We start from the raw sequence: 22,010 nt of genomic DNA on the forward strand, positions 1-22,010 counted from the left end.
TGTTTGATTTAATCCGTAAACCTTTTCTGATCTCAAAGTTGACTATGGATTTCTGTGGGAGTTAACATGCTGTTACAAAAACTGCGCTATTTTTTCATTTTGTCAAGTATTCTCTGTGCTTTACCTGTTCAAGCGGCAACGAACCAGCAACAACCTCTGGTTCTTGACCCCATTGTCGTTACAGCCAGCCGTGCTCCAGAGACTCTGAGCCAGGTGGCTCAGTCTGTTGAGGTCATCGACCGGGCAGATATCGCCAACAGTGCTGCTGACAGTGTGGCTGACCTGCTCGAATATGTCAGCGGGGTTGATGTGCGCCAGCGTGGCATTCACGGTGTTCAATCCGACATCTACATCCGCGGCGCAGGTTCGGAGCAAACCCTGATCCTGCTCAACGGCATTCGCTTGAGCAACCCGCAAACCGGACACCACAATATGGATATCCCGGTCTCTTTGCAGGACATCGAACGGATTGAAGTAATCAAGGGGCCGGGGTCAAAACTCTATGGTGCCAATGCCATGGCCGGCATCATCAATATCATCACCCGCAGTCCTGGGGAGCGCCACCTCAGTGCCGAGGTCAAAGCGGGCGAGTACGATTATCTGGCCGAAAGCCTGCAGGCCGGTTTTGCCACCGGCCCGGTTAACCATCGTCTGTCCGCCGGCCAACAGTATTCCTCCGGCTTTGACAACGATGAGCCGACCGGCTTCAATGTTCGCACGCTCAACTATCAGGGGGAAACCCGCTTCAATGAGAGTCGCCTGGATTTCGGCGCCGGCTATGTGGACAAAAAGTTTGGTGCCAGTCGTTACTATTTTGACGCCCCGGACCAAAAGGAGCACACCCGCACGATGGTTGGCCACATTGCCCTGGAGAGCGATTGGTTGGACATTGACTGGCGCCCCCAATGGTCGGTCAACCGCCACGAAGACACCTATCGCTATCTGTACGGCACCTCCTGGTACGAAAACAACAGCGATACCACGACCCATAATTTTCAGCTCACCGGCAACAGCCAAAACCGTTTCGGCCAGACCTCGTTTGGCATCGGTTACGAGCGTGAAAAGATCGACAGTTCCAGCCTGGGTGACCAGGATCGGAGCAATCGCAGCCTATTTGTCAACCACAAGCTGCCCCTCGGCGATCGCGTGACCATTGGCGGCGGACTCAGCGCTGTGCACTATTCCGACTGGGGTTGGGAATACTGGCCGGGGATGGATGCCCTGGTGACCCTGACACCACAGCTGCGGTGGTTCAGCTCGGCAGCCAGATCGTTTCGCATCCCGACCTACACCGAAATGTATTACAACACCCCAACCAACATCGGTGATCCAGATCTGGAAGCCGAGGAGGCCTGGAGCTATGAAACAGGTCTGCGCTGGCAGCAGAAACGGCTCACCATGAGCGCCAGTGTCTTTCGCCGCGATGCCGACAATCTGATCGACTGGGCACGTCAACCAAATACTTTGACATGGTACGTTCAGAACCTCAGTGACACAACCACCACCGGCTTTGAATTCAACGCAGACATACGCCGCCCCATTGCGGCGTTGACCTGGTTGAATCGTGTTGCGGTCGGCTACAGCTATCTGGACCGCGATGTGGACTCCAAGGGGCTGGAGTCCCGCTACACTCTCAACAATCTGCGTCATCAAGCACATGGCACCCTCTTCCTGACCTGGTTTAACACCGTGGAACAAGTGATCAAGGCGCGCTGGCAGGAACGTCTGCTCGGCGATTCGAGCTGGGTGATGGATACCCGGCTCAGCTATCCGCTGACGGATGAGATGGAACTGAGTGTTGAGGTCAGCAACCTGTTTGATGAAGACTACATTGAATCGGGTGATGCACCGATGCCGGGGCGCTGGATTATGGTGGGGATGCGTATGGAGCATTCGTTTCTGGAATAATTTCAGGGATACCACAGTAAGAAAAAGAGGGAATGGCATCATGTGCCATTTCCCCTTTTTTATTATTCATCGCTGCGCCTAAGATCAAAGTCAAGACCGCCGGGTCTCGTCCCGACAGCCGACATACTTTTGACTGGCCGCTCAAAAGTATGCAAAAGCCAGCTTGAACACCTCCTGAACCTAGATCAACCGATAATGAGTCTGTTTCCGGTGTGCGTCACAGATTAGGCTCGCCACCCTTGAGGTCGGCGAATCGTGCAACTCATTATCTCTGGCGTAAAACGGTGATGCCAGACTGACGCCGCTCTCTAGTTTTTTCCGTGGCACCGATCAAACGGGTGGGCAGTGCCCACCCTGCCTGAGATTGTTATTTAGCAGCCAAGCCCTCCCGTTCAGCAGCACCGAACGCAATGAACGTCAGCGCGATGGTTGTCGGCAACCTGTTTGAGCGATAGCGAGTTTTGCCGACATCGCGATGTAAGAGAATGGAGAGAGGGAACCCGAAGGGTGCAATGACGGGAGTCGATTTTGCCTCCCTTTTGTCGACGCAAAAGGGAGCCGACGGGCGGGCGCGGAAGCCCGCGTCACGTGCGTACCAGAATTGCGAACGGATGATGTTCGTCAGCACGATCAGCTTCTGAATAACGAACCACCGAAGCTCAAAGTCAAGGTCGCCGGGTTTCGTCCCGGCAGCCGACATACTTTTGACTGGCCGCTCAAAAGTATGCAAAAGCCAGCTTGAACACCTCCTGAACCTGGATCAACCGACGCTGTGTCTGTTTCCGGTATGCTTCACGGATTCGGCTTGCCGCCCTTTAGCTCGGCAAATCATGCAACTCATCATCTTGGGCGTAAAACGGTGATAACAATTTTACGCCTCTTTCTATTTTTTCAGTGGCACCGATTAAACGGGTGGGCAGTGCCCATCCTTGTATGTCGCGTGTTATTTAACATTCCAGCTCTTCGATTCAGCAGCGCCGATTACAAGGAATGTCACGATAAATCACACACTACTGACTAAAGGCATAAATCAGCTCATAGACAGCAATCGGATTTTCTCCTTGAGCCGCTGCCACCTCTTTGACCGTCATCTCTGCAGAGGCCTCAAAACCCTGTTCCTTAAGTGCCTCAACCAACGCGACACAATCAAGTCCGTAAGTAGTACAAATCGTGTGCAAAGTCTTGCGACCAAGCCCGGATGGCGGCAATTTCGGCATTGCGGAAAATTCGCCCGCAGTCAGCTCCGGCTGCATCAGGATAAACAACTGCTGCGGTGTCAGACCATTATTCTCAGCAATCTGCAACACCGGCTGTTCCAACGATTCAAGCACAATGTTCTTATTTGCCAGACGCTTTTCGACGGTTTGAACATCAAGACCGGTATTACGAATCAGCATAGCCAACGAGGACAATTCAGCGTGGCCATAGGGGGGCTCGCCATAAGTAGCACTCGCCTGATTTTTGACAAAGGTATTGAGATCGAGCAACCAGCTCATCGGCGGCAGGTGCAGAAAAGTCCCCACCACAACAAGAAGAGTGATGAGTAGCGCCATCACACCAGCTTTGGAGCGAATCCCCTCTCGGCTACGCTTCAGATAACTGACAATCGCCGACCAATTGAGAACCGTGTGCCAGACGCCGACGACGACAAACAAAGCCCCAAGCGTAATATGCAATTCATCCCAGGTGGTTTTGGGCAGGCCGAACAAGTGCCAGTTGGCCCAATAAGCGACACGGCCATGCGGCATGATGTACAACACAACACTGGTCACCAGCAGCAAAATAAAGCAGAACAGAGCAATCAATGAAATGGTTTTACGCACCCCAGACCCCTTTCATAAGAAACATGACACAAACGACAACGGGAGAGCCAAAGCTCTCCCGTTGTTTTAATTACGTTGTCAGCAAAAATGCTACTTCTGCAACACCTTGATAATCGCTGAAAAATCTTCCTCACCACGACCATCTTCCATGGCTTCGGTGTACAGATCAAGAACCGCTTCCATGCCCGGCAGTCTGGCACCGGTAATATCCGCCGCTTCCTTGACTTTGCACAAACCGGCATGAACATATTTAAGCGCCAGATTGCGACTGAAGTCGCCACGGGCCACGGAGCGGCCTTTCTTGTGCAGCAACGGAGAAGCAACGCCACCGGCGTCCAACACCTCGAGAATCTGATCGTTGGTGAAACCAAGGCGGTCACCCAATACCAGGCTTTCCGCCAACGCTTCCATCAATTGTGACTGCATCAGGGTGACGACAAATTTCATCTTGGTGGCATCACCGACATCGCCGACATGAAGAATATTCAGCCCGACATGGGAAAGCACTTCGCGACAACGGCTAACCACCGAATTGTCGCCGCCGATCAGAATGGTCAACAAACCGTGAGCGGCATGCTCCTTGGTTCCCCAAACCGGAGCATCAAGGAACATGATCTTGTTTTGAGCAGCCTTTTTCGACACTTCCATGGTGACTTCAAGGGAATGGGTCCCCAGATCACACAGAATTGTTCCGGGAGCAATGCCTTCAAGAAAGCTGCCGGCCGACGAGAGGGCTTGCTTGAGCTCCTCCTCGTCAGGAAGAACCGTCATCACCAGATCTTTCTCTTTGACCGCATCCAGTGTTGTTGATGCTGCTTTTGCGCCCTTGGCCACCAATTCATCAACGGCCTCTGTGCGGTGATCAAAAACAGTGAGATTATAATTCCCCTTAAGAAGATTGGTAGCCATGGACTTGCCCACAGTTCCCAACCCGATAAACCCGATTTCCTTAATCATACTCTGCCTCCTCTATGGCATCGCCATTACCATCAGATATCTGCGATAGTATAACTGATATGCCGTAAATTCAAGCCCTTGTTAAAACAAACATATCAGGTCATTTTTATCATACCAAAATGAAACGCCCGTCCAGCCACGACAGTGCCTAATGCGCTTCACGCCAATTCGCGCCCCGGCCCAACGACACCTCCAAAGGCACGCGCAGCTCTACAGCCTGCTCCATCTCTTGAACCACCAGAGCGACAACATCATCCACTTCGTCTTTGGGAACATCAAACACCAGTTCATCATGGACCTGTAACACCATACGGGTTTTGAGTTGCAGATCCTGAAGACGCTGGTGAATACGCACCATAGCCACTTTGATGATGTCAGCGGCCGAGCCCTGCACCGGGTAGTTGACGGCATTGCGCTCGGCATAGCTGCGCACTTGGCCGTTCTTGCTGTTGATGTCGCTCACCGCACAACGGCGGCCAAGCAAGGTCTCGACATAGAGATGCTCGCGACCGAACTGTTTCTGCTGTTCAATAAACTCCAGAACAGCCGGGTAACGTTCGAAATAATGATCAATGTATTGCTTGGCTTCCTTATTGGAGATGCCCAGATCCTTGGCCAGGCTGAACGCACCCATACCGTACAGAACCCCGAAATTGATGGTTTTTGCGCGACGGCGCATTTCACTGTCGACCATGTCGGGAAACACGCTAAAAATCTCACTTGCAGTGCGCTGATGGATATCTTCCCCCTGGCGAAAACTCTCCTGCAGAATCGGTTCATCGGCCATATGCGCCATGACGCGCAATTCGATCTGAGAATAGTCAGCAGCCAGCAACACCTGACCGGCATCCGGGACAAAAGCTTCGCGAATCGCCCGCCCCTCTTCACTTCGGATGGGAATATTCTGCAGATTGGGATCGCTTGACGACAGCCGACCGGTAGCGGTAACCGCCTGATTGAACGAGGTGTGAATCCGCCCGCTATCGGGATGGATCAGCAGCGGCAGTGCATCGGTATAGGTACCTTTCAACTTAGCTAGAGAGCGATATTGCAGGATCAGGGCGACAACATCATGTTTGTCGGCGAGATTTTTCAACACGTCAACAGCTGTGGACCAGCCGGTCTTGGTTTTCTTGCCGTGCGGCAGGTCGAGCTTTTCAAACAATATCACACCGAGTTGCTTGGGCGAGTTGATATTGAACTCTTCACCGGCCAACTCATAGATCTGCTGCTCAAGCTGTTTAATTGAGGTGCTGAACCCGGCACTCAACGCATCCAGCCGCTCACGATCGACCCGTACGCCCCACCACTCCATATCGATCAGCACCTGCAACAAAGGCATCTCAACGGTTTCGAACAGTTCCCGCAGGGTACCGTCAAGTTCCGCATCGAAGCGCTGATAGAGTTGCAGGGTGATATCAGCATCCTCGGCCGCGTAACGGGTGGCCACATCCAGAGCCACCTCATCGAAACCGATCTGTTTTTTACCGGTACCGGCCACCTCACTGTAGCTGATCATTTTGTACCCGAGATGATCGGCAGCCAGCGCATCGAGGCCATGGGAACGGGCTGCCGGATAGAGCAGGTAGGATTGCAACATGGTGTCAGCCACCACACCGCGCAACGCGATCCCGGCACGCCGTAACACCAGCGCGTCGTATTTGAGGTTCTGCCCCACTTTGGCTAAGGTTGCGTCCTCAAGAAGCGGTTGCACCTGTGCCACCACCTCATCACGGGGCAGTTGCTCTTCGGCACCGCCACCACAGTGCCCGACCGGCACATACCAGCCATGACCGGGCTCAACGGCAAAACAGAAACCAACCACCTCAGCCAGCAACGGGTTGAGCGAGGTGGTTTCCGTATCTACGCTGATCACCTCGGCCTGACGCAACGCCGCCACCATGGCATCCAGCTCAGCCGTTTCAGTGACACACACATAATCGCCTTCGGCCTGCTCGTGGGGCTCAGCAACAGCAAACTCGTCATAGAGTTGCTGAAACTCCAACGTCTTAAACAGCTCCGACAGAGCCTCGCGATCCTGCTCACAACGTGCAAAATCCGCGGGCAAACCGCTCAGATCCATATCGTCGACCAGCGTCACCAATTGACGCGACAGGCGCGCCTGATCAGCAAACTCGCGTAAATTCTCCTGACGTTTTTTCCCTTTGACCTGGTCCACATGGGCCAGCAGATTTTCAACGTCACCGAACTCTTCAATTAACGCCTTGGCGGTTTTTTCGCCGATTCCCGGCACCCCCGGTACATTGTCCGAACTGTCACCGGCCAGCGCCTGCACTTCAATCACCTTGTCCGGGGTCCCGCCAAACCGTTCAGCAACTTCGGCCAGCCCCGACTGCTTATCTTTCATGGTATCGAGCAGACACACTTTGTCGGAAACAACCTGCATCAGGTCTTTATCACCGGTAACCACGGTCACATCCATGCCCGCAGCCGACTTTTGCCGGGCCAATGTGGCAATGATGTCATCGGCCTCAAAACCGTTCATTTCCAACGCCGGAATGTTAAACGCCGCCACCACATCTTTGATCAAGGGGATCTGCGGCACCAGATCTTCGGGCATTTTACTGCGGTTGGCTTTGTATTCGGAATAGATCTCTTTGCGAAAAGTCGGTCCCTTTGCATCAAAGATCACCGCCAGTTGATCCGGGTTGTGATCACGAACGACCTTGAGCAGCATCTTGGTAAACCCAAACACCGCATTGCACGCCATCCCCTGCGAGGTCGACAAATGGCGAATGGCATAATAAGCGCGATAGATATAGGACGAACCGTCAATGAGAAACAGGCGGGGAGCAGAAGACATGAAAACCTCAAAAGAACAGTAAGGCCCGCAGCGCGGGCCTTACAAAAAAGATACTGTCAGAAAAGATTACAACAAACCGAATTTTTTCATCCGGTAACGAAACGCATCAATGCCCAGATGAAGTTTGCGTGCAGCCTGAGATTGATTGCCATTACTCAAGGCCAGGGCTTGCTGAATCAACTGTTTTTCCACCACTTCAATATCGATCCCCTCAGGCGGCAACTGGAAATTTCCGTTAGTTGTCGCTGGTGTCTGGCTGAGCATCTCCCTCGGCAGCAGTTCCAGTTTCAACGTGTCACCACTTTCAAGAATGATCGCCCGTTCAATGACATTGCGCAACTCACGAATATTGCCCGGCCAATCATAATCGAGCAAATAGCGCTCGGCAGAAGTGGAAAACCCCGTAACGTTTTTGCCGAATTCAGCATTAAAATGCTGAACAAAGTGATGGGCCAAAGCCAGAATGTCGTCCGGCCGCTCACGTAGCGGCGGCAGGTAAATTGGGATCACCTGGATGCGATAGTAGAGGTCTTTACGGAAGGTGCCGTCATCAATGGCCTTGAGTAGCTCTTTGTTGGTCGCCGCAACAATGCGCACATCGACATGGATATCCTTGGTACCGCCGATACGCCGGAAAGAACGCTCCTCAAGAACACGCAACAATTTAGCCTGGGTGCCCATCGGCATGTCGCCGATCTCATCAAGAAAAACCGTGCCGCCGTTGGCCAGCTCAAACAGACCCTTTTTCTGAGCTTTGGCATCAGTAAACGAGCCTTTTTCATGGCCCATCAACTCGCTTTCAAGCAAGGTTTCAGGCACTGCGGCACAGTTAATCGCCATAAACGGCTGTTCACTGCGCGGACTATCGTAATGCAGGGCACGCGCCACCAGTTCTTTACCGGTGCCGCTCTCGCCCTGCACCAGCACCGTGGCCGCATCGCTCTGGGCGATCTTCGACACCATGTCCAGCACATTTTTCATGTGGCTGCTTTCAGCGACGATGCGGGAAGAACTCTGGGTCCGTTTCTTTTCGGTACGCAGATGTTCCACCTCTTTTTTCAGCGCCTGGGTTTCCAGAGCTTTACGCAACACCACGGATAGTTCGTCGAGGTTAAACGGTTTGTTGATATAATCGTAGGCACCGAGCTGCATGGCCTTGACCGCTGTTTCAAGAACACCGAGCGCGGTGATCATGATCACGCTGATATCGCTGTCAATCTCCTTGATCTTTTCCAGGGTTTCAATCCCGTCAATGCCCGGTAGCTGAATATCGAGAAACACCAGGTCCGGCGAGTCACTGCGCACATAATCAAGGGCCTCTTCGCCGGAACCGACGGTCTGGACATGGTACCCCTGTTTCTTGAGGCTCTGCTCCAGCGACCAGCGGATCAGATGTTCATCATCGACAACCAGTACCCGATAGTTATTCATGCGCATCCTCGTGTTGTGACTGCTCAATCTGCGGCAGGTCCGCTACTGGCAGTGAAATGGCAAAAGAGGTCCCCTCATCCGGGGAACTTAATACGGAAATATGCCCGTCATTCTGTTTAACAAGCTGTTTGCAGATAGCCAGCCCCAAACCGGTGCCACGGTTTTTCGTGGTATAGAACGGCGTGAAAATTTTGTCCAGAGTTTCCACCGGAATACCGCTACCGGTATCAACAATCTGAATCCGCACGTAACGGCGCTCATCATGTTCGCGGGTCAACTCCGTCTGTACCGTGAGTGAGCCGCCGTTTGGCATGGATTGCAGGGCATTGATGATGATATTGAGTAACACCTGCTGAATTTGCTTACGATCTGCCCACACCGGCGGCAGGTCACGCGTCAATTCAGTGATCTGATGAATATTTTTAGCTTCCGGATGCTGGGCAACGAAAAACAGCGTCTGTTTGACCACATCATTGACATCGACAAAATCACATTGTGGCGAACCGGGGCGGCCAAAATTAAGCAAATCAGTGGCCGTTTTGTTGAGTCGGGCAATTTGGGCCAGAATATCCTGCACCACTTGACGGCGCGGATCATCTTTGGCCAGATCATCGGCCAGGACGGTCACCGCACCACTGATCCCGGCCAGAGGGTTTTTGATCTCATGGGCCATGCCCGTGGCCATCTCACCAATCGATGCCAGACGATCGGCCTGTTCCATCTGGCTGAAATGATACGCTTCGAGTTCGTGTTTGGCGGTTTCGAGCTTTTCGACCATGGAGTTGAAACTGCGCATCAGAAAAGCAATCTCATCATGGTGTTTCGGCACCATACGCACTTTGAGATCACCCGCTTCGACCCGTGCCATACGGTCACTGATCACCTGGATGGGCTTACGTACAAAACGCATCAGAATCACAGCAACACCAATGGACAACAGCACCGTGATAAACACCATGGACATCGAGAAACAGCGCGACGAACTGGCCAGTCGCGCATTGGTCTCATGCATGGAATATTCGAGGTTCAGTACACCGAGCACACCGGCACTTGCGCCATGACACTCTTTGCATAGCTCACGAGCCTTAATCGGCTTGACGATGCTGAGAACTTCCTCCTGGTCGCCCTTGATCAATCCGGAGGTGCGACCACTGGTGTAGACCTCAAGGTCTTGAGGCGATACCGGCTGATCGATTTCAGAGTCAAAGGAGGAATTGATGATTCGTCCCTCTTCAGGATCAAAAATGCGCACCCCGAGCAGGTTGGGACTTTGAGAAATAAACTGCAGTGTTTTCTGCAGCCGCTCCGCATCCCCCTTACATTTGGAGTTAAAAATGGCATTTTCAATGGTGGCCATAAGAATTTCGGCCCCTTGCGTGGTCAACTCAATCATGTTCTGCTGATCACGCTTGTGATGGAACGCGGCAAAAAAGCCGATTCCCAGCGTCAACAACAACACATTCATGACAATGATCCGTCTGATCAGACTGCTACTAAACAACGTTGACTCCACTGCCGCTGTCGATTATTAACGACCGGCTTTGAGGTAAAGCTTTACCAACTCCCGCAAACTCTTCGGTTTCTCAACCGGCTTCTCGACCGGCTTCTCGACCGGCTTCTCAACCGGCTTCTCAACCGGCTTCTCAACCGGCGATGCATCGTCTGTAAGAGGGATGTTCATTGCCGCAATACGGTCATCAAACCCACCATCTTTGAGGTCGCGCAGCATTTGTTTATGCTGCTCCTTCATCCGTTCTTCCACCAGCTCAGACACATCCGTCAGGTCACGCAGATCTTCGTAGGTTGAGGTATGGCGGGCAAGAATGGTTCCACCACTGTACAACAGCGAGGTGATCTCGGCTTTTTTAACGCCACTGTCCTCCGTCTGGACATGAAACATGTGTCCACGATAACGGAAATTATGGTTAAACCCTCCCACCATAAGCGGTTCTCCTTTTAGGCGTTGTGGAGCATTTGCTTGATTTTAGCCACCGCTTCCAACGCATCTTCCGCATAGAGATCAGCACCGATTTCATCGGCATAATCCTGGGTGACAACGGCGCCCCCGACCATTGTGAACACCTTCACACCGGCCTCTTTCAGGGCATCAATGGTAATTTGCATCTGCTGCAGCGTCGTGGTCATCAGGGCGGACAGGCCAACGGCATCGACATGAGCGGCCTGGGCCTGTTCAACAATATGGGCCGCCGAAACATTCTTACCCAGATCGATCACCTCGTAGCCATGATTTTCCAATAAGGTGCAGACAATATTCTTGCCGATGTCATGAATATCACCCTCCACCGTCGCCATCATGATCTTGCCCAGCGAAGCAACCTGCTCGCCCTTCATCTCCTGCCTGAGACGGGCAAAGGCGGTTTTCATGGTTTCGGCACTGAGCAGCACCTGCGGCAAAAAGATGCGGTTTGCGCCAAAACGACGCCCGACCTCTTCGAGGCCGGCAAGCAATCCTTCATTACTGATCTGCAGCACATCCAGCCCGTCCTTCAGAGCCAGCTCAACCAGGGCCACCACCCCATCCTGATCGCCGTCAATGATTGCCTGGGCCAAACGCTCGCGGATAGACGGCTCTGCACCGGCCACCGCTGCCACGGCAGGAGCAGTCTCCTGAACCTCGGCATAGGCATCAATGTAGCGCTCGGCACGCAGATCCTTACCCAGCAACACCATGGCAGAACGAAACGCATCCATCATGGCCTGATCTTTGGGGTTGATAATCGCCGCGCTCAGTCCAGCCTGCAATGCCATGGCGAAAAAGGTCGATGACATCAATGGTCGCCGCGGCAAACCAAACGAGATATTACTCACCCCAAGCACCGTCGCCATGCCGTGATCCTGAGTCAAGGTACGGATCGCCTTGAGGGTTTCAATCGCCTGCCCCTGTTCCGCCGAAACAGTCAGCGCCAGACAGTCGATGACGATATCACAGCGCTGAATACCCACAGCCTGTGCCCGTTCAATGATACGTTCGGCAATCTCGACCCGCCCTTCGGCTGTCTGGGGGATCCCCTGGCCATCCAGAGTCAGACCGATAATGGCAGCACCATATTTTTTCGCCAGCGGCAAAACCGTGGCAAGGCTTTTTTCCTCGCCATTAACTGAATTGATCAACACCTTGCCGTCAGCCGCCTTCAATCCGCGCTCCAGAGCAATGGGATCAGACGAGTCGAGAACCAGCGGGGTTCCGACAACCCCTGTGATGGCATGCACAGCCCGCTCCAGAGCCAGCGGCTCATCAGCACCGGGCGCACCGCAGTTAACATCAAGCAGGGTTGCCCCGGCACCGGTCTGTTGTTGAGCTTCGCGTCGGATATAGGCGGTCTTGCCCTCGCGCAACTCGGCACTGTAGCCTTTTTTTCCGGTGGGATTAATCCGCTCACCGATAATGGCACAGGGCTGCTCAGGCCCGACAGCAACCACCTGGGTACGACTCGACAACACGCCACGGCGTGCTGGAGCCGTCCACTGCTGACCACGTTCATCCATGGCCTGACGCATCACCCGGATATGCTCCGGCGTGGTTCCGCAACAACCGCCAAGGACCCGCACCCCCAGCGCAATCAGCTGGTCGTGATGACTGGTCATCTCCACGGGCGTTGCCGGGAAGATGGTCTCGCCATCTTTAAGAATCGGCAATCCGGCATTGGCCTGGGCAATGAGAGGACAGGAACATACATCGCGCATCTGGCCCAGCAATTCGTACATGCCATCAATGCCAAGACCACAGTTGGTGCCCACCACGTCGACACCGAGACCCTCGAGCATTACCGCCGCTGCGGCGGGTGGTGTTCCCAACACCGTGCGACCGCCATCGTCAAAGGTCATCATGGCCATCACCGGCACATCAGCATACTCGCGACACGCCATCACAGCGGCCTTAAGTTCACGAATATCGAGGAAGGTCTCACAGGTCAGCAGATCAACCCCACCCGCAACCAGCGCCTTGACCTGCTCGGCGTAAATCTCGACCATTTCGTCAAAGGTCGCATCGCCCACCGGTTCAACAAAACGGCCGGTCGGACCAATACTGCCGGCAACAAAATCATTGGCCGGGTCAGCAAGAGCGGCGCGTGCCAGACGGGCAGCCTGGACATTGATCTCATACACCTTGTCCTCGAGACCATAATGCTCCAATTTGCTGCGGGTGCCGCCAAAGGTATTGGTGACAATGATCTGCGCTCCGGCCTGCGCATAATCACGATGCACGCCCTCAACCACCTCCGGCTTCTCCAGGTTCATCAACTCCGGACAACCACCAGCAGCGAGACCACGAGCCTGAAGCATGGTTCCCATGGCGCCATCGAGGATCAGTACACGCTGTTGTATCGCTTCAAGAAATCTGTTCATTCTTTTATTTCATTCCTGTTCTTTCACCGGGACAGCCACATCCTCCACCACCGGCACATCACGTTCACGATGCACCAATGAAAAATCAGCGGAAACCGGTTCAGTTAAATCAACATGGCCACGCAGGGTTTTGATCTCGCGTCCTTCCACATGAAGCACCAGGCGACGCACATACGGAATATTGGCTGCCAAAGTATTGACCAGGGCATGAACGCTCAACAGTTCTGAACTGCATCCCGCCGGGAGATTCGTCACCAAGGCTTGGTTAAAATCCAGCACCACACGGTCTTCGTCAATCTCCACACCCAACAGCAGCGCCTGAGCCGGCAAAACCGGCACCAACTCTGTTTGTGGACCGGCAACCAGTTCACGGACAATGGCTTCAATGCACGTCAGGTCGTCATCACATTCCGCGATCGGTCGCTCTTCCTGAGCCAGAAACGGCGAAGCGGGATCACCGAAATAGAGCACCACATCGCGTTGTACCGGCTGTTCCTCTTCCACCACAACCGCCACCGATTCCGCTTCCGGCTCATTGTCCCGATTAAACGGATTAAAAACCGCACCGACACCGGCAATAAATGCCACCAGGGCGAGCAAGCCAAACCAGCGTAACATATTTTTCACAATAACAACTCCTGGGCACAGTCCGGGCACACGGGCAAACTGATCCGTGTTACCGGCGCAACAGGCTCACCGAGAAACCCCTGACCAACCTGAACAAAGCGTGTCGGCACATCGGTCACGAAAAAGGTCCATGATCCTCGTTCACCGGGATTCAACAAACCGTGTTCCGACAACAGTTCTTTGACCTCCAATGCGGTCTCCTGTGCCGAATCAACCAACTGCACCGTATCGGGTAAAACCTGTCGCAATGTCGGTTTAAGCAATGGATAATGGGTACACCCCAACACCAGCGTATCAATTTGCTGTTCCAAAAGAGGTGCCAGATATTCGCGGGCCACCTGGTGAGCCACCGCGTGCTCCGCCCAGCCCTCTTCCGCCAGCGGCACAAACAACGGGCAGGGCTCCGAAACGACTTTCATATCGGGTTGCAAAGCCTTCAAGGCTCGCGGGTAAGCATCACTGCTCACCGTGCCATGGGTCCCGATAACACCAACCACATGACGGCGACTCAAACGCACCGCGCACCGCGCACCGGGCAAAATCACCCCAACCACCGGCACCGGCAAGCACTGTTGCAAACGCTCCAACGCAAATGAGGACGCCGTGTTACAGGCGACCACAATCATTTTAACCTGCTTAGCAAGCAGAAACTCGGCGGCTTGCTCCGAGTAACTGCACACGGTTTCAGGGCTCTTGCTCCCATAGGGAACCCGCGCGGTGTCACCAAGATAGATCAGGTTCTCTCCCGGCAACAGCCTGCGCAACTCGTGCAACACGGTCAGGCCGCCCACACCCGAATCAAAGACACCGATGGCGTTTTCAGATAAAGACAACGACGTTCCTGCGCTGAAACACCCCGGACACACCGTGAAAACACCGCGCCTGAAGCATTTCAAATAGAAGTGAATAAAAACAGCGACAACGTGTTGCCGCCGCGACAAAACAATCAACTTATCAGAGCTGCTGATGATAGGTGTAAAGCCACGAGTAGTCAAGGTTTTCAGCACATTTCGCGCTTGTATTTCCTCATAAAAATGCTATCTTTTATGAATTGTTTTATGAAGAGTCTTTCAAACAGGTTATTCGATAAGAGCTTGGTTGTTAATGCTCCACGTGGTTTCATGAGCTTAAAAACGGCGAATACTGCAATAATCAGTCGGCGACAACCACCGCCGCTTCTTTTATAAGGGCTGCAAAAAATGACAATGGATCAGTTTATGGATGGGCTGTCGATGTTCGAGACCAAGCACGTGGTGAGTTACGTCACCGAACTGGACCTGATCCACAACCCCTGGTTTATTGCCGGGGCGATCCTGTTTATCGTTGTCAGCCTGCTTCTCAAATGGTACCTGCTGCTGTCCTGCACCCTGAGCCTGGCCGGTCTGATTGGCCTGGTCACGGTTGTCCACCAACAGGGAACAGACCTTGACAAATCCTCCGACAGTCTGTTTATGTTTATTGGCGGCGGCGCCATCATAGTCTTCTTTCTGATCTACATGGTATTTCTACGCAGTGAGTAGCTGCGCGAAACCCCGCCCTGACAACATCTACGCTACTAAAAATTCAACAGACACAAAAGAACCGCCCCCAGGCATCACCCCCATCTGGAAGGACTATGTTCAGTGAGTAAACGCGATATTATCATGATCGTTCTCGGGCTCATCGTTGTGGCCGTACTCTGGGCCGCCCCAGACGAGACCACCCCCCATCTTCCCATGGACGACACCCATAAGGAGTTTCACCAGATCGTCAAGCAGGACGGCAAAAAAGCCGCTGAAAAATTCTGCAAGGACTGTCACGGCCAGCCAGGCATGGAATTCCCGCCGGATCACCCCGATCCGAACCGTTGCCTGTTCTGCCATAAGGCAACGCCTTAATTTTACGAGGACAACAAAAACGCCCGGCACACAAAGTCCGGGCGTTTTTGTAAAAACACGGTCAATCCATACCCGTGTTGCCTGAATAACCAACCTACCCTTTGGAACAATCCTGCTGCCCATAGGTGCGAAACTTCTCTACCACTCGGTCCATCTCCTCATCCGCCACCAACACCGGTTCGCCAATGGAACAGGCCTGATAATAGATACGCGCCACCAGTTCAATCTCTTCCGCCACGTTGAACGCTTGAGGAAGATCCCGCCCCACGGCAACCAATCCATGATTGGCCAGCAGCAAAGCGTTGTTGTCACTGATATGGGTGCGCACCGATTCCGCCAATTCAGCGGTTCCGAAAGTTGCATAAGGGGCCACAGGAACCTTCTTTCCTGCAAAGGCTACCAGATAGTGCACCGCTGGAATTTCGCGATGCAAACAAGCCATGGTGGTCGCATAAACCGAATGGGTATGGACTACGGCGCGGACATCAGGACGTTGATCGTACAGTGCCAGATGAAAGCTTAACTCACTCGATGGCTTCCAGCGGCCATCCACCACAACGCCGCTACGGTCAACCAGCACCACATCCTGTGCAGAAACATCCGCGTAATCAATACCGCTTGGACCAATGGCGATCAGGTTTTCATCGGCATTAAAGAGACTGAGGTTGCCGCCACTGCCAGTGGTTAATCCGGCGTGAACCAACTTACGCCCGTAATCGGCAATCAACTGCCGTTCAAAAGAGAGCTTCATGCGTCATCCCTATCCAAGCCAAGAAACGCCAGAGTCGACTCCAGCGTGCGATTAACAATCTGTTCCGGCGCGATACCGACCTGCGTCACGGCCTCGAGAGAATCACTGAATTCGCCAATCCCTTGGGCAATATGGGCATCACTGCCGATGGCTATTGGTGCCCCGTGTTCGGCGCACAATCGGGCGATTTCCAGGCAGTTGGGCGCGCTGCCGCGCCGCGTACGCCGGAACGACGAGCTGTTGATTTCCAACGCCGTGCCGGTGGCCACGGACTGGCGGACAACAGCCTCATAGTCGATGGGGAACTCCGGATTGCCGGGATGGGAAATGATGTGCACCAGAGGATTTTCCATGGCCAGCATCATGGTCCGGGTGTGGTCGTCACGCGTTGTTCCGGTGTAACCGCAATCAGCGTGAAACCCGGCCAGTATCACATCGAGGTTTTGCAGATAACTTTCATCGAGATCAATCCGCCCCTCGTCAAGCAGATTGGCCTCAATACCACGAAATATACGTACCCCGCACAGGGTGTCGGGGATAAAGCCGAGCACCATAAAATGGTAAAAGTGTGGTGCACCGGGCATGGACGGGCCATGGTCGGTCATGCCAATCCCTTTAAGGCCGAGTGCCGCAGCAGCCCGGGCGTTTTCCTCAATGGTGCTGAACGCATGCCCCGAAGCGATGGTGTGGACGTGCAGATCCACCTCGGGGGACAAAATTTCCGACATGTGTTCCCTCCTTACAGTTAAAAAACAAAAAACTTGTCAGTGCCGCAAGCGACATTGTAGATTGCGTGGTTTGTTGGCGCAACATGCCAGAAAATGGCATAATTGCCCCAAACAGCCCCTTAATTTAACACGACACCTTTGAAAGACAATGATGAATTCCTGCGATGCCCTGCTGCACATCAACCGCCCGGCCCGCTATATCGGCGGCGAGGCGGGAAGTATCCATAAAGACCCCAGTCAGGTTGAGCTACGTTTTGCTCTGGCCTTTCCCGATACCTATGAAATCGGCATGAGCCATCTCGGCTCGGCCATTCTCTACCGCGCACTTAACGCACAATCCTGGATCGGCGCTGAACGCAGTTATTGCCCGTGGCCGGACATGGCCGCTGAAATGCGCGATCAGGGCATCCCCCTGCTGTCGCTGGAATCGCAAACACCGTTGGGTGAATTTGACCTGATCGGCTTCAGTCTCCAATATGAGTTGTGCTACACCAATGTGCTGACCATGCTCAAATTGACCGGTATCCCCCTGCGCCGCGACCAGCGGAACGACAGCCACCCGCTGATCGTGGTCGGCGGCCCGTGCGCCTACAACCCGGAACCCCTGGCTGATTTTATCGACCTGGCTCTGATCGGTGACGGCGAAGAGGCGATCATTGAACTGTGCCAGGCGGTACGCGACAGCCGCCACGCCGAGGAAAACCGTCAGCAATGCTATGATCGTCTCAAACAAATTGACGGCATCTACCTACCCCACTTGTTTGAGTTTCATTACGATGACGAAGGGCACATTCAGGAACGTAAAGCTCTTGATGCGCAAATCAAAAAGGTAACCCGGCGCTTCATCACCGACCTCGACAGTGCCATCTACCCTGACAAACCGGTGATCCCGTTCATGCACACCGTTCACGATCGCGTTGCTGTTGAGATCGCCCGCGGCTGCACACGCGGCTGCCGGTTTTGTCAGGCCGGGTACATCTATCGGCCGGTACGCGAACGCAAAGCGGAGACCATTGCCAAGCTCATCGACAACGCCCTGAAACACAGTGGTTACGACGAAGTGTCGTTGTTGTCGCTGTCCAGTGGCGACTACACCGCCATTGAACCGCTACTCAAACACCTCATGGCCCGTTACGCCGAGGAACGCGTGGCCGTGTCGCTGCCGAGTCTGCGGGTCGGCTCCCTGACCGATGAGCTGATCGAAGAGGTACGCAAGGTACGCAAGACCGGCTTCACTCTGGCACCGGAGGCTGGAACCGACCGGTTGCGCGATGTGATCAACAAAGGGATCAAAGCCGACGATCTGCTGGACACGGCCCGCACCATCTACACCCTGGGTTGGCGGCTGATCAAACTCTACTTTATGATGGGACTGCCCACGGAAACCCGTGACGACCTTGACGCCATCGTCGAACTGGCTCGCCAGGTCAAGCGTTGCGCCAAAGGCACCGAAGGTGGCGGTGACGTCAACGTCGCGGTCTCAACCTTCGTACCCAAAGCGCACACGCCGTTCCAGTGGGAAGCGCAACTGAGCATTGCCGAAACCGTGGAACGCCAGCACTACTTACGCGATGCATTGCAGCGCAAAAAACTACGCCTGAAATGGCACGAAGCCGAACTGTCTTACCTCGAAGGTGTGTTTGCCCGCGGTGACCGGCGTCTCGGAGCAGTGCTGGAAAAAGCGGTCGAACTGGGGAGCTGTTTTGACGGTTGGCGCGACCACTTCGAATTCAGCCGCTGGCAGCAGGCCTTTGCCGACTGCGGTATCGACAGCGATTTTTATCTGCGTGCCCGTAATGAAGCGGAGATCCTCCCCTGGGATCATATCGATTGCGGCATTGAAAAAACGTTCTTCCTCGCCGAACGGCGCAATGCCTTGGCCGAACACTACACGCCCGACTGCCGTACCGGGCCATGCAGCGGCTGCGGCGTGTGCGATTTTGATCAGTTACGCATGCGCTATGCCAAAGCTCAACCGCAGTTCCCGACACCGCCGACCAAACCAACCCAAGGTGACGAACGCTACAAAGTCCGCCTGTGTCTGCACAAGACCGATCAGGCCCGTTTTGTCAGCCACCTGGAATTCATGACTGTCATCCAGCGCGCCTTGCGTCGCATTAATGCGCCGGTCCGTTTTTCTCAGGGATTTCACCCCCATCCACGGCTGTCGTTCCCCGATGCGTTGCCCACTGGCGTGGAAAGCATCAGCGAAGTGGTCGATATTGAGCTGTTCCAGCCAATCGACACCAAGCAATTCGGCCAACAACTGGCTGCGGAACTGCCGAGCGGTTTTGCCGTAACATCGGTTGAAACGGTTCATTGGCGCATGCCATCACCAGGCAGCTGTATCGTCGCCAGCGACTACCGCGTCCCCCTGGATGAAACCGTCCGCCAACGGGTACATGAACAAATTGATCCATTTCTGGACGCCGACCATGTTATCGTACAACGTAACAAGGGAAACAAAGTGGTCGGAATGGACATCCGTGGCGATGTTGAGGCCCTGCGTCTGGAACAGAATGCCCTGATCATGACCCTGCGCAAAGGCAGTCCGGTCGCCATTGCCGCCCACCTGCTCGGCCTCAGCGACCACGAAGTGCGCAGCCTGCGCATCTGCAAAACAGCAGTAACCCTGGTGGTTCCCGAGTCGTTTGAGGATTGAACAAATTGAAAGATTTTCAATGACTCACGGTCTGCGCAACACGACTGTTCCCCCGTTCAGCAGCGCCGAACAGAGTGAACGTCACCGCGATGGTCGTCGGCAACATGTTTGAGGACTGATGCCGACTGGGCGAGTTTTGCCGACATCGCGGGGTAAGTGAACGAAGTGAAGGAACCCGCAGGGCACTAGGGTTGTTGTCAATCAGCAGAACGAGGGATGTTGCGAGATATTTTTCGGGTCAGCAAAGCAGAGAGAGGAGCTATAGTGATTCTATGGCGACGACCGATAACACCGCTGACGCGCAAAAGATTCGCAACAGCACCGTGAGGCCCGGTTGATACCAACCCTTTGTCGGGGGGTCGTTTTTGCGTCTCTTTTGACGACGCAAAAACAACCCGAAGTGTGGGCGCGGAAGCCCACGTCACGTGGGTACCAAGCGTAGTGAACGGATGGCACAAATCAATGCAACATCCGCTTTCCATTACTCGGTCCTTAAAAAATTAAGAATCTATCTGCTTTCTATATAAAAGGAGTCTCCCATGACCAAAAAACTGGTCATCAACACCACCTCGCGCGAAACCCGCGTTGCCCTGCAGGAGAACGGCCACATCGCCGAACTCTACATCGAACGCTGCTGCGAACGCGGCATTGTCGGCAACATCTACAAGGGCAAAGTGATCCGCGTACTGCCCGGCATGCAGGCTGCTTTTGTTGATATCGGCCTGGAAAAAGCCGGCTTCCTTTACGTCGCTGACGTGATCGACGAAATGGATGCCGTGGTCGATTATGTCGACGGCCGTAGTTCCAGCGCCGATCCCGGTGATGAAGGGATGGAGGAAAAACCACTGCCGCCCATTGAAGACCTGCTTCAGGAGGGCCAAGAGATCCTCGCCCAGATCGCCAAGGAACCTCTCGGCACCAAGGGCGCCCGCATCACCTCACACATCTCGTTGCCTGGGCGCCACCTGGTCTACATGCCGACCATCGACCACATCGGCATTTCGCGACGCATTGAAAATGAGGAAGAGAAGGAACGGCTGCGGACTACCGTGGAAGAGATCCGCCCGGCAGGCAGCGGTTATATCGTTCGCACTGCGGCCGAAGGTAAAAGCGAGGAGGATTTGCGTGCCGACATGCTCTATCTCTCTGAATTGTGGAAAGATATTGATTCGCGTCAAAAGGATGCTGAGGCACCGTGCCTAATCCACTCCGATCTCGACGTAACCAGCAAAGTACTGCGTGACATCCTCACTGAGGACATCCGCCACATCGTTGTTGATTCGCAAAGTGAGTACGACAAGATCGTCCAGTTCCTTGGCACCTACATGCCCAAGCAGCAGTACACCATTGAGCTGCACGACAAGAACGAGCCACTGTTCGACACATACGGTCTCGAAGTGGAGATCGCCAGGGCTCTGGGGCGTAAAGTGTGGTTGAAAAGCGGCGGCTACATCATCATTGAGCAGACCGAGGCACTGACCGCAGTGGATGTCAATACCGGCCGTTTTGTCGGCAAACGTAATCTCGAGGACACCATCCTTAAAACCAACCTCGAAGCTGTGCGCGAGATTGCCTACCAACTGCGACTGCGCAACATCGGCGGCCTGATCATTATCGATTTTATCGATATGGAGAAGGAGGCCCACCGCGAACAGGTGCATAGTGCCTTAGAAGAAGCGCTGAAAAGCGACAAAAGCAAAACCAATATCCTTAAGATCTCCGAACTGGGCCTGGTTGAGATGACCCGCAAGCGGGTGCGTGAAAGCATCGGCCGCACCCTGTGCGAACCCTGCCCGTATTGCGAAGGCACCGGCTACATCAAAAGCCGCACCACCATGGTGTTTGAGATTTTCCGCAAGTTGAAGCGGGAGATGAACGATCTGCCCGGTTATCGGGTCAACCTGCAGGTTCATCCCGATGTTGCCGCACTGCTTTACGACGAGGAGAGCAGCGTCATTGACGAGTTGGAGCGTCATTACCAGAAACAGATCACCATTATCGCCCGGCCCAATTTCCACATTGAACAGTTCGAGATCGGCGCGGGCTAGCAGGGT

17 protein-coding genes are annotated in these 22,010 nt (G+C 54.1%); 5 read left to right on the forward strand and 12 right to left on the reverse strand.

What is annotated here, in order from left to right:
• Positions 1-66: 66 nt before the first annotated feature.
• A complete protein-coding gene (locus tag DACE_RS14365; protein ID WP_006002407.1) occupies positions 67-1,908 on the forward strand; it encodes a TonB-dependent receptor plug domain-containing protein in 1,842 nt (613 codons plus the stop codon).
• 367 nt (positions 1,909-2,275) lie between these two features.
• Here DACE_RS14365 and DACE_RS14370 read toward each other — a convergent pair whose 3' ends face one another.
• The 10 genes from DACE_RS14370 to murI all read right to left on the reverse strand — a co-directional run bounded on the left by DACE_RS14370 (position 2,276) and on the right by murI (position 14,771).
• Complete coding sequence (locus tag DACE_RS14370) at positions 2,276-2,638, reverse strand: hypothetical protein (RefSeq protein ID WP_040367597.1); 363 nt, start codon at positions 2,636-2,638, stop codon at positions 2,276-2,278.
• Between the two features lie 280 nt (positions 2,639-2,918).
• Positions 2,919-3,731, reverse strand: a complete 813-nt coding sequence (locus tag DACE_RS14375; protein ID WP_006002409.1) for a DUF4405 domain-containing protein — start codon at positions 3,729-3,731, stop codon at positions 2,919-2,921.
• 90 nt (positions 3,732-3,821) lie between these two features.
• Positions 3,822-4,688 (reverse strand): NAD(P)-dependent oxidoreductase, encoded by an 867-nt coding sequence (locus DACE_RS14380; RefSeq protein ID WP_006002411.1) that lies wholly within the window; start codon positions 4,686-4,688, stop codon positions 3,822-3,824.
• Positions 4,689-4,836: 148 nt separating this feature from the next.
• Positions 4,837-7,512 (reverse strand): DNA polymerase I, encoded by a 2,676-nt coding sequence (gene polA / locus DACE_RS14385; protein ID WP_006002412.1) that lies wholly within the window; start codon positions 7,510-7,512, stop codon positions 4,837-4,839.
• Positions 7,513-7,578: 66 nt separating this feature from the next.
• Positions 7,579-8,943 carry a sigma-54-dependent transcriptional regulator gene (locus DACE_RS14390; protein WP_006002414.1) on the reverse strand — a complete coding sequence of 455 codons (1,365 nt, stop codon included), beginning with the start codon at positions 8,941-8,943 and terminating at the stop codon, positions 7,579-7,581.
• On the reverse strand, positions 8,936-10,444 hold the full coding sequence (locus DACE_RS14395) for a sensor histidine kinase (RefSeq protein ID WP_006002417.1): 1,509 nt from the start codon (positions 10,442-10,444) through the stop codon (positions 8,936-8,938). The genes DACE_RS14390 and DACE_RS14395 overlap by 8 nt, the downstream gene beginning before the upstream one ends.
• A gap of 27 nt (positions 10,445-10,471) precedes the next feature.
• On the reverse strand, positions 10,472-10,885 hold the full coding sequence (locus DACE_RS14400) for a hypothetical protein (protein ID WP_006002420.1): 414 nt from the start codon (positions 10,883-10,885) through the stop codon (positions 10,472-10,474).
• A 14-nt stretch (positions 10,886-10,899) separates the two neighbouring features.
• A complete protein-coding gene (locus DACE_RS14405; RefSeq protein WP_006002422.1) occupies positions 10,900-13,311 on the reverse strand; it encodes a homocysteine S-methyltransferase family protein in 2,412 nt (803 codons plus the stop codon).
• Between the two features lie 9 nt (positions 13,312-13,320).
• A complete protein-coding gene (locus tag DACE_RS14410) occupies positions 13,321-13,929 on the reverse strand; it encodes a GerMN domain-containing protein (RefSeq protein WP_006002423.1) in 609 nt (202 codons plus the stop codon).
• 5 nt (positions 13,930-13,934) lie between these two features.
• Complete coding sequence (murI, locus tag DACE_RS14415; RefSeq protein WP_040367601.1) at positions 13,935-14,771, reverse strand: glutamate racemase; 837 nt, start codon at positions 14,769-14,771, stop codon at positions 13,935-13,937.
• Between the two features lie 366 nt (positions 14,772-15,137).
• On the opposite strand from murI, the gene DACE_RS14420 reads away from it, so the two are divergent.
• Together DACE_RS14420 and DACE_RS17985 are read left to right on the forward strand one after the other, a co-directional pair.
• The gene (locus DACE_RS14420) at positions 15,138-15,458 is read left to right on the forward strand and encodes a hypothetical protein (protein WP_006002427.1); all 321 of its coding nucleotides are present in this window, start codon (positions 15,138-15,140) and stop codon (positions 15,456-15,458) included.
• A 102-nt stretch (positions 15,459-15,560) separates the two neighbouring features.
• Positions 15,561-15,815 carry a hypothetical protein gene (locus DACE_RS17985; protein ID WP_006002429.1) on the forward strand — a complete coding sequence of 85 codons (255 nt, stop codon included), beginning with the start codon at positions 15,561-15,563 and terminating at the stop codon, positions 15,813-15,815.
• Between the two features lie 94 nt (positions 15,816-15,909).
• On the opposite strand, the gene DACE_RS14430 is transcribed toward DACE_RS17985, so the two are convergent.
• Together DACE_RS14430 and DACE_RS14435 are read right to left on the reverse strand one after the other, a co-directional pair.
• Positions 15,910-16,566, reverse strand: a complete 657-nt coding sequence (locus DACE_RS14430; protein WP_006002431.1) for an L-fuculose-phosphate aldolase — start codon at positions 16,564-16,566, stop codon at positions 15,910-15,912.
• Positions 16,563-17,294 (reverse strand): phosphatase, encoded by a 732-nt coding sequence (locus DACE_RS14435; protein WP_006002432.1) that lies wholly within the window; start codon positions 17,292-17,294, stop codon positions 16,563-16,565. The genes DACE_RS14430 and DACE_RS14435 overlap by 4 nt, the downstream gene beginning before the upstream one ends.
• A 148-nt stretch (positions 17,295-17,442) precedes the next feature.
• On the opposite strand from DACE_RS14435, the gene DACE_RS14440 reads away from it, so the two are divergent.
• Both DACE_RS14440 and DACE_RS14445 read left to right on the forward strand, forming a co-directional pair.
• Positions 17,443-19,956 carry a TIGR03960 family B12-binding radical SAM protein gene (locus DACE_RS14440; protein ID WP_006002434.1) on the forward strand — a complete coding sequence of 838 codons (2,514 nt, stop codon included), beginning with the start codon at positions 17,443-17,445 and terminating at the stop codon, positions 19,954-19,956.
• 539 nt (positions 19,957-20,495) lie between these two features.
• Positions 20,496-22,004 (forward strand): Rne/Rng family ribonuclease, encoded by a 1,509-nt coding sequence (locus tag DACE_RS14445; RefSeq protein WP_006002438.1) that lies wholly within the window; start codon positions 20,496-20,498, stop codon positions 22,002-22,004.
• The last annotated feature ends 6 nt before the right edge of the window (positions 22,005-22,010 follow it).

Source organism: Desulfuromonas acetoxidans DSM 684 (assembly GCF_000167355.1).
GTDB classification, from domain to species: Bacteria; Desulfobacterota; Desulfuromonadia; order Desulfuromonadales; family Desulfuromonadaceae; genus Desulfuromonas; species Desulfuromonas acetoxidans.

Coding starts and splice junctions, on each gene's coding strand:
- DACE_RS14365 (WP_006002407.1), top strand. CDS start 67: ATGCTGTTACAAAAACTGCGCTATTTTTTCATTTTGTCAAGTATTCTC.
- DACE_RS14380 (WP_006002411.1), bottom strand. CDS start 4,688: ATGATTAAGGAAATCGGGTTTATCGGGTTGGGAACTGTGGGCAAGTCC.
- polA (WP_006002412.1), bottom strand. CDS start 7,512: ATGTCTTCTGCTCCCCGCCTGTTTCTCATTGACGGTTCGTCCTATATC.
- DACE_RS14390 (WP_006002414.1), bottom strand. CDS start 8,943: ATGAATAACTATCGGGTACTGGTTGTCGATGATGAACATCTGATCCGC.
- DACE_RS14400 (WP_006002420.1), bottom strand. CDS start 10,885: ATGGTGGGAGGGTTTAACCATAATTTCCGTTATCGTGGACACATGTTT.
- DACE_RS14405 (WP_006002422.1), bottom strand. CDS start 13,311: ATGAACAGATTTCTTGAAGCGATACAACAGCGTGTACTGATCCTCGAT.
- DACE_RS14410 (WP_006002423.1), bottom strand. CDS start 13,929: ATGTTACGCTGGTTTGGCTTGCTCGCCCTGGTGGCATTTATTGCCGGT.
- DACE_RS14420 (WP_006002427.1), top strand. CDS start 15,138: ATGACAATGGATCAGTTTATGGATGGGCTGTCGATGTTCGAGACCAAG.
- DACE_RS14430 (WP_006002431.1), bottom strand. CDS start 16,566: ATGAAGCTCTCTTTTGAACGGCAGTTGATTGCCGATTACGGGCGTAAG.
- DACE_RS14435 (WP_006002432.1), bottom strand. CDS start 17,294: ATGTCGGAAATTTTGTCCCCCGAGGTGGATCTGCACGTCCACACCATC.
- DACE_RS14440 (WP_006002434.1), top strand. CDS start 17,443: ATGATGAATTCCTGCGATGCCCTGCTGCACATCAACCGCCCGGCCCGC.
- DACE_RS14445 (WP_006002438.1), top strand. CDS start 20,496: ATGACCAAAAAACTGGTCATCAACACCACCTCGCGCGAAACCCGCGTT.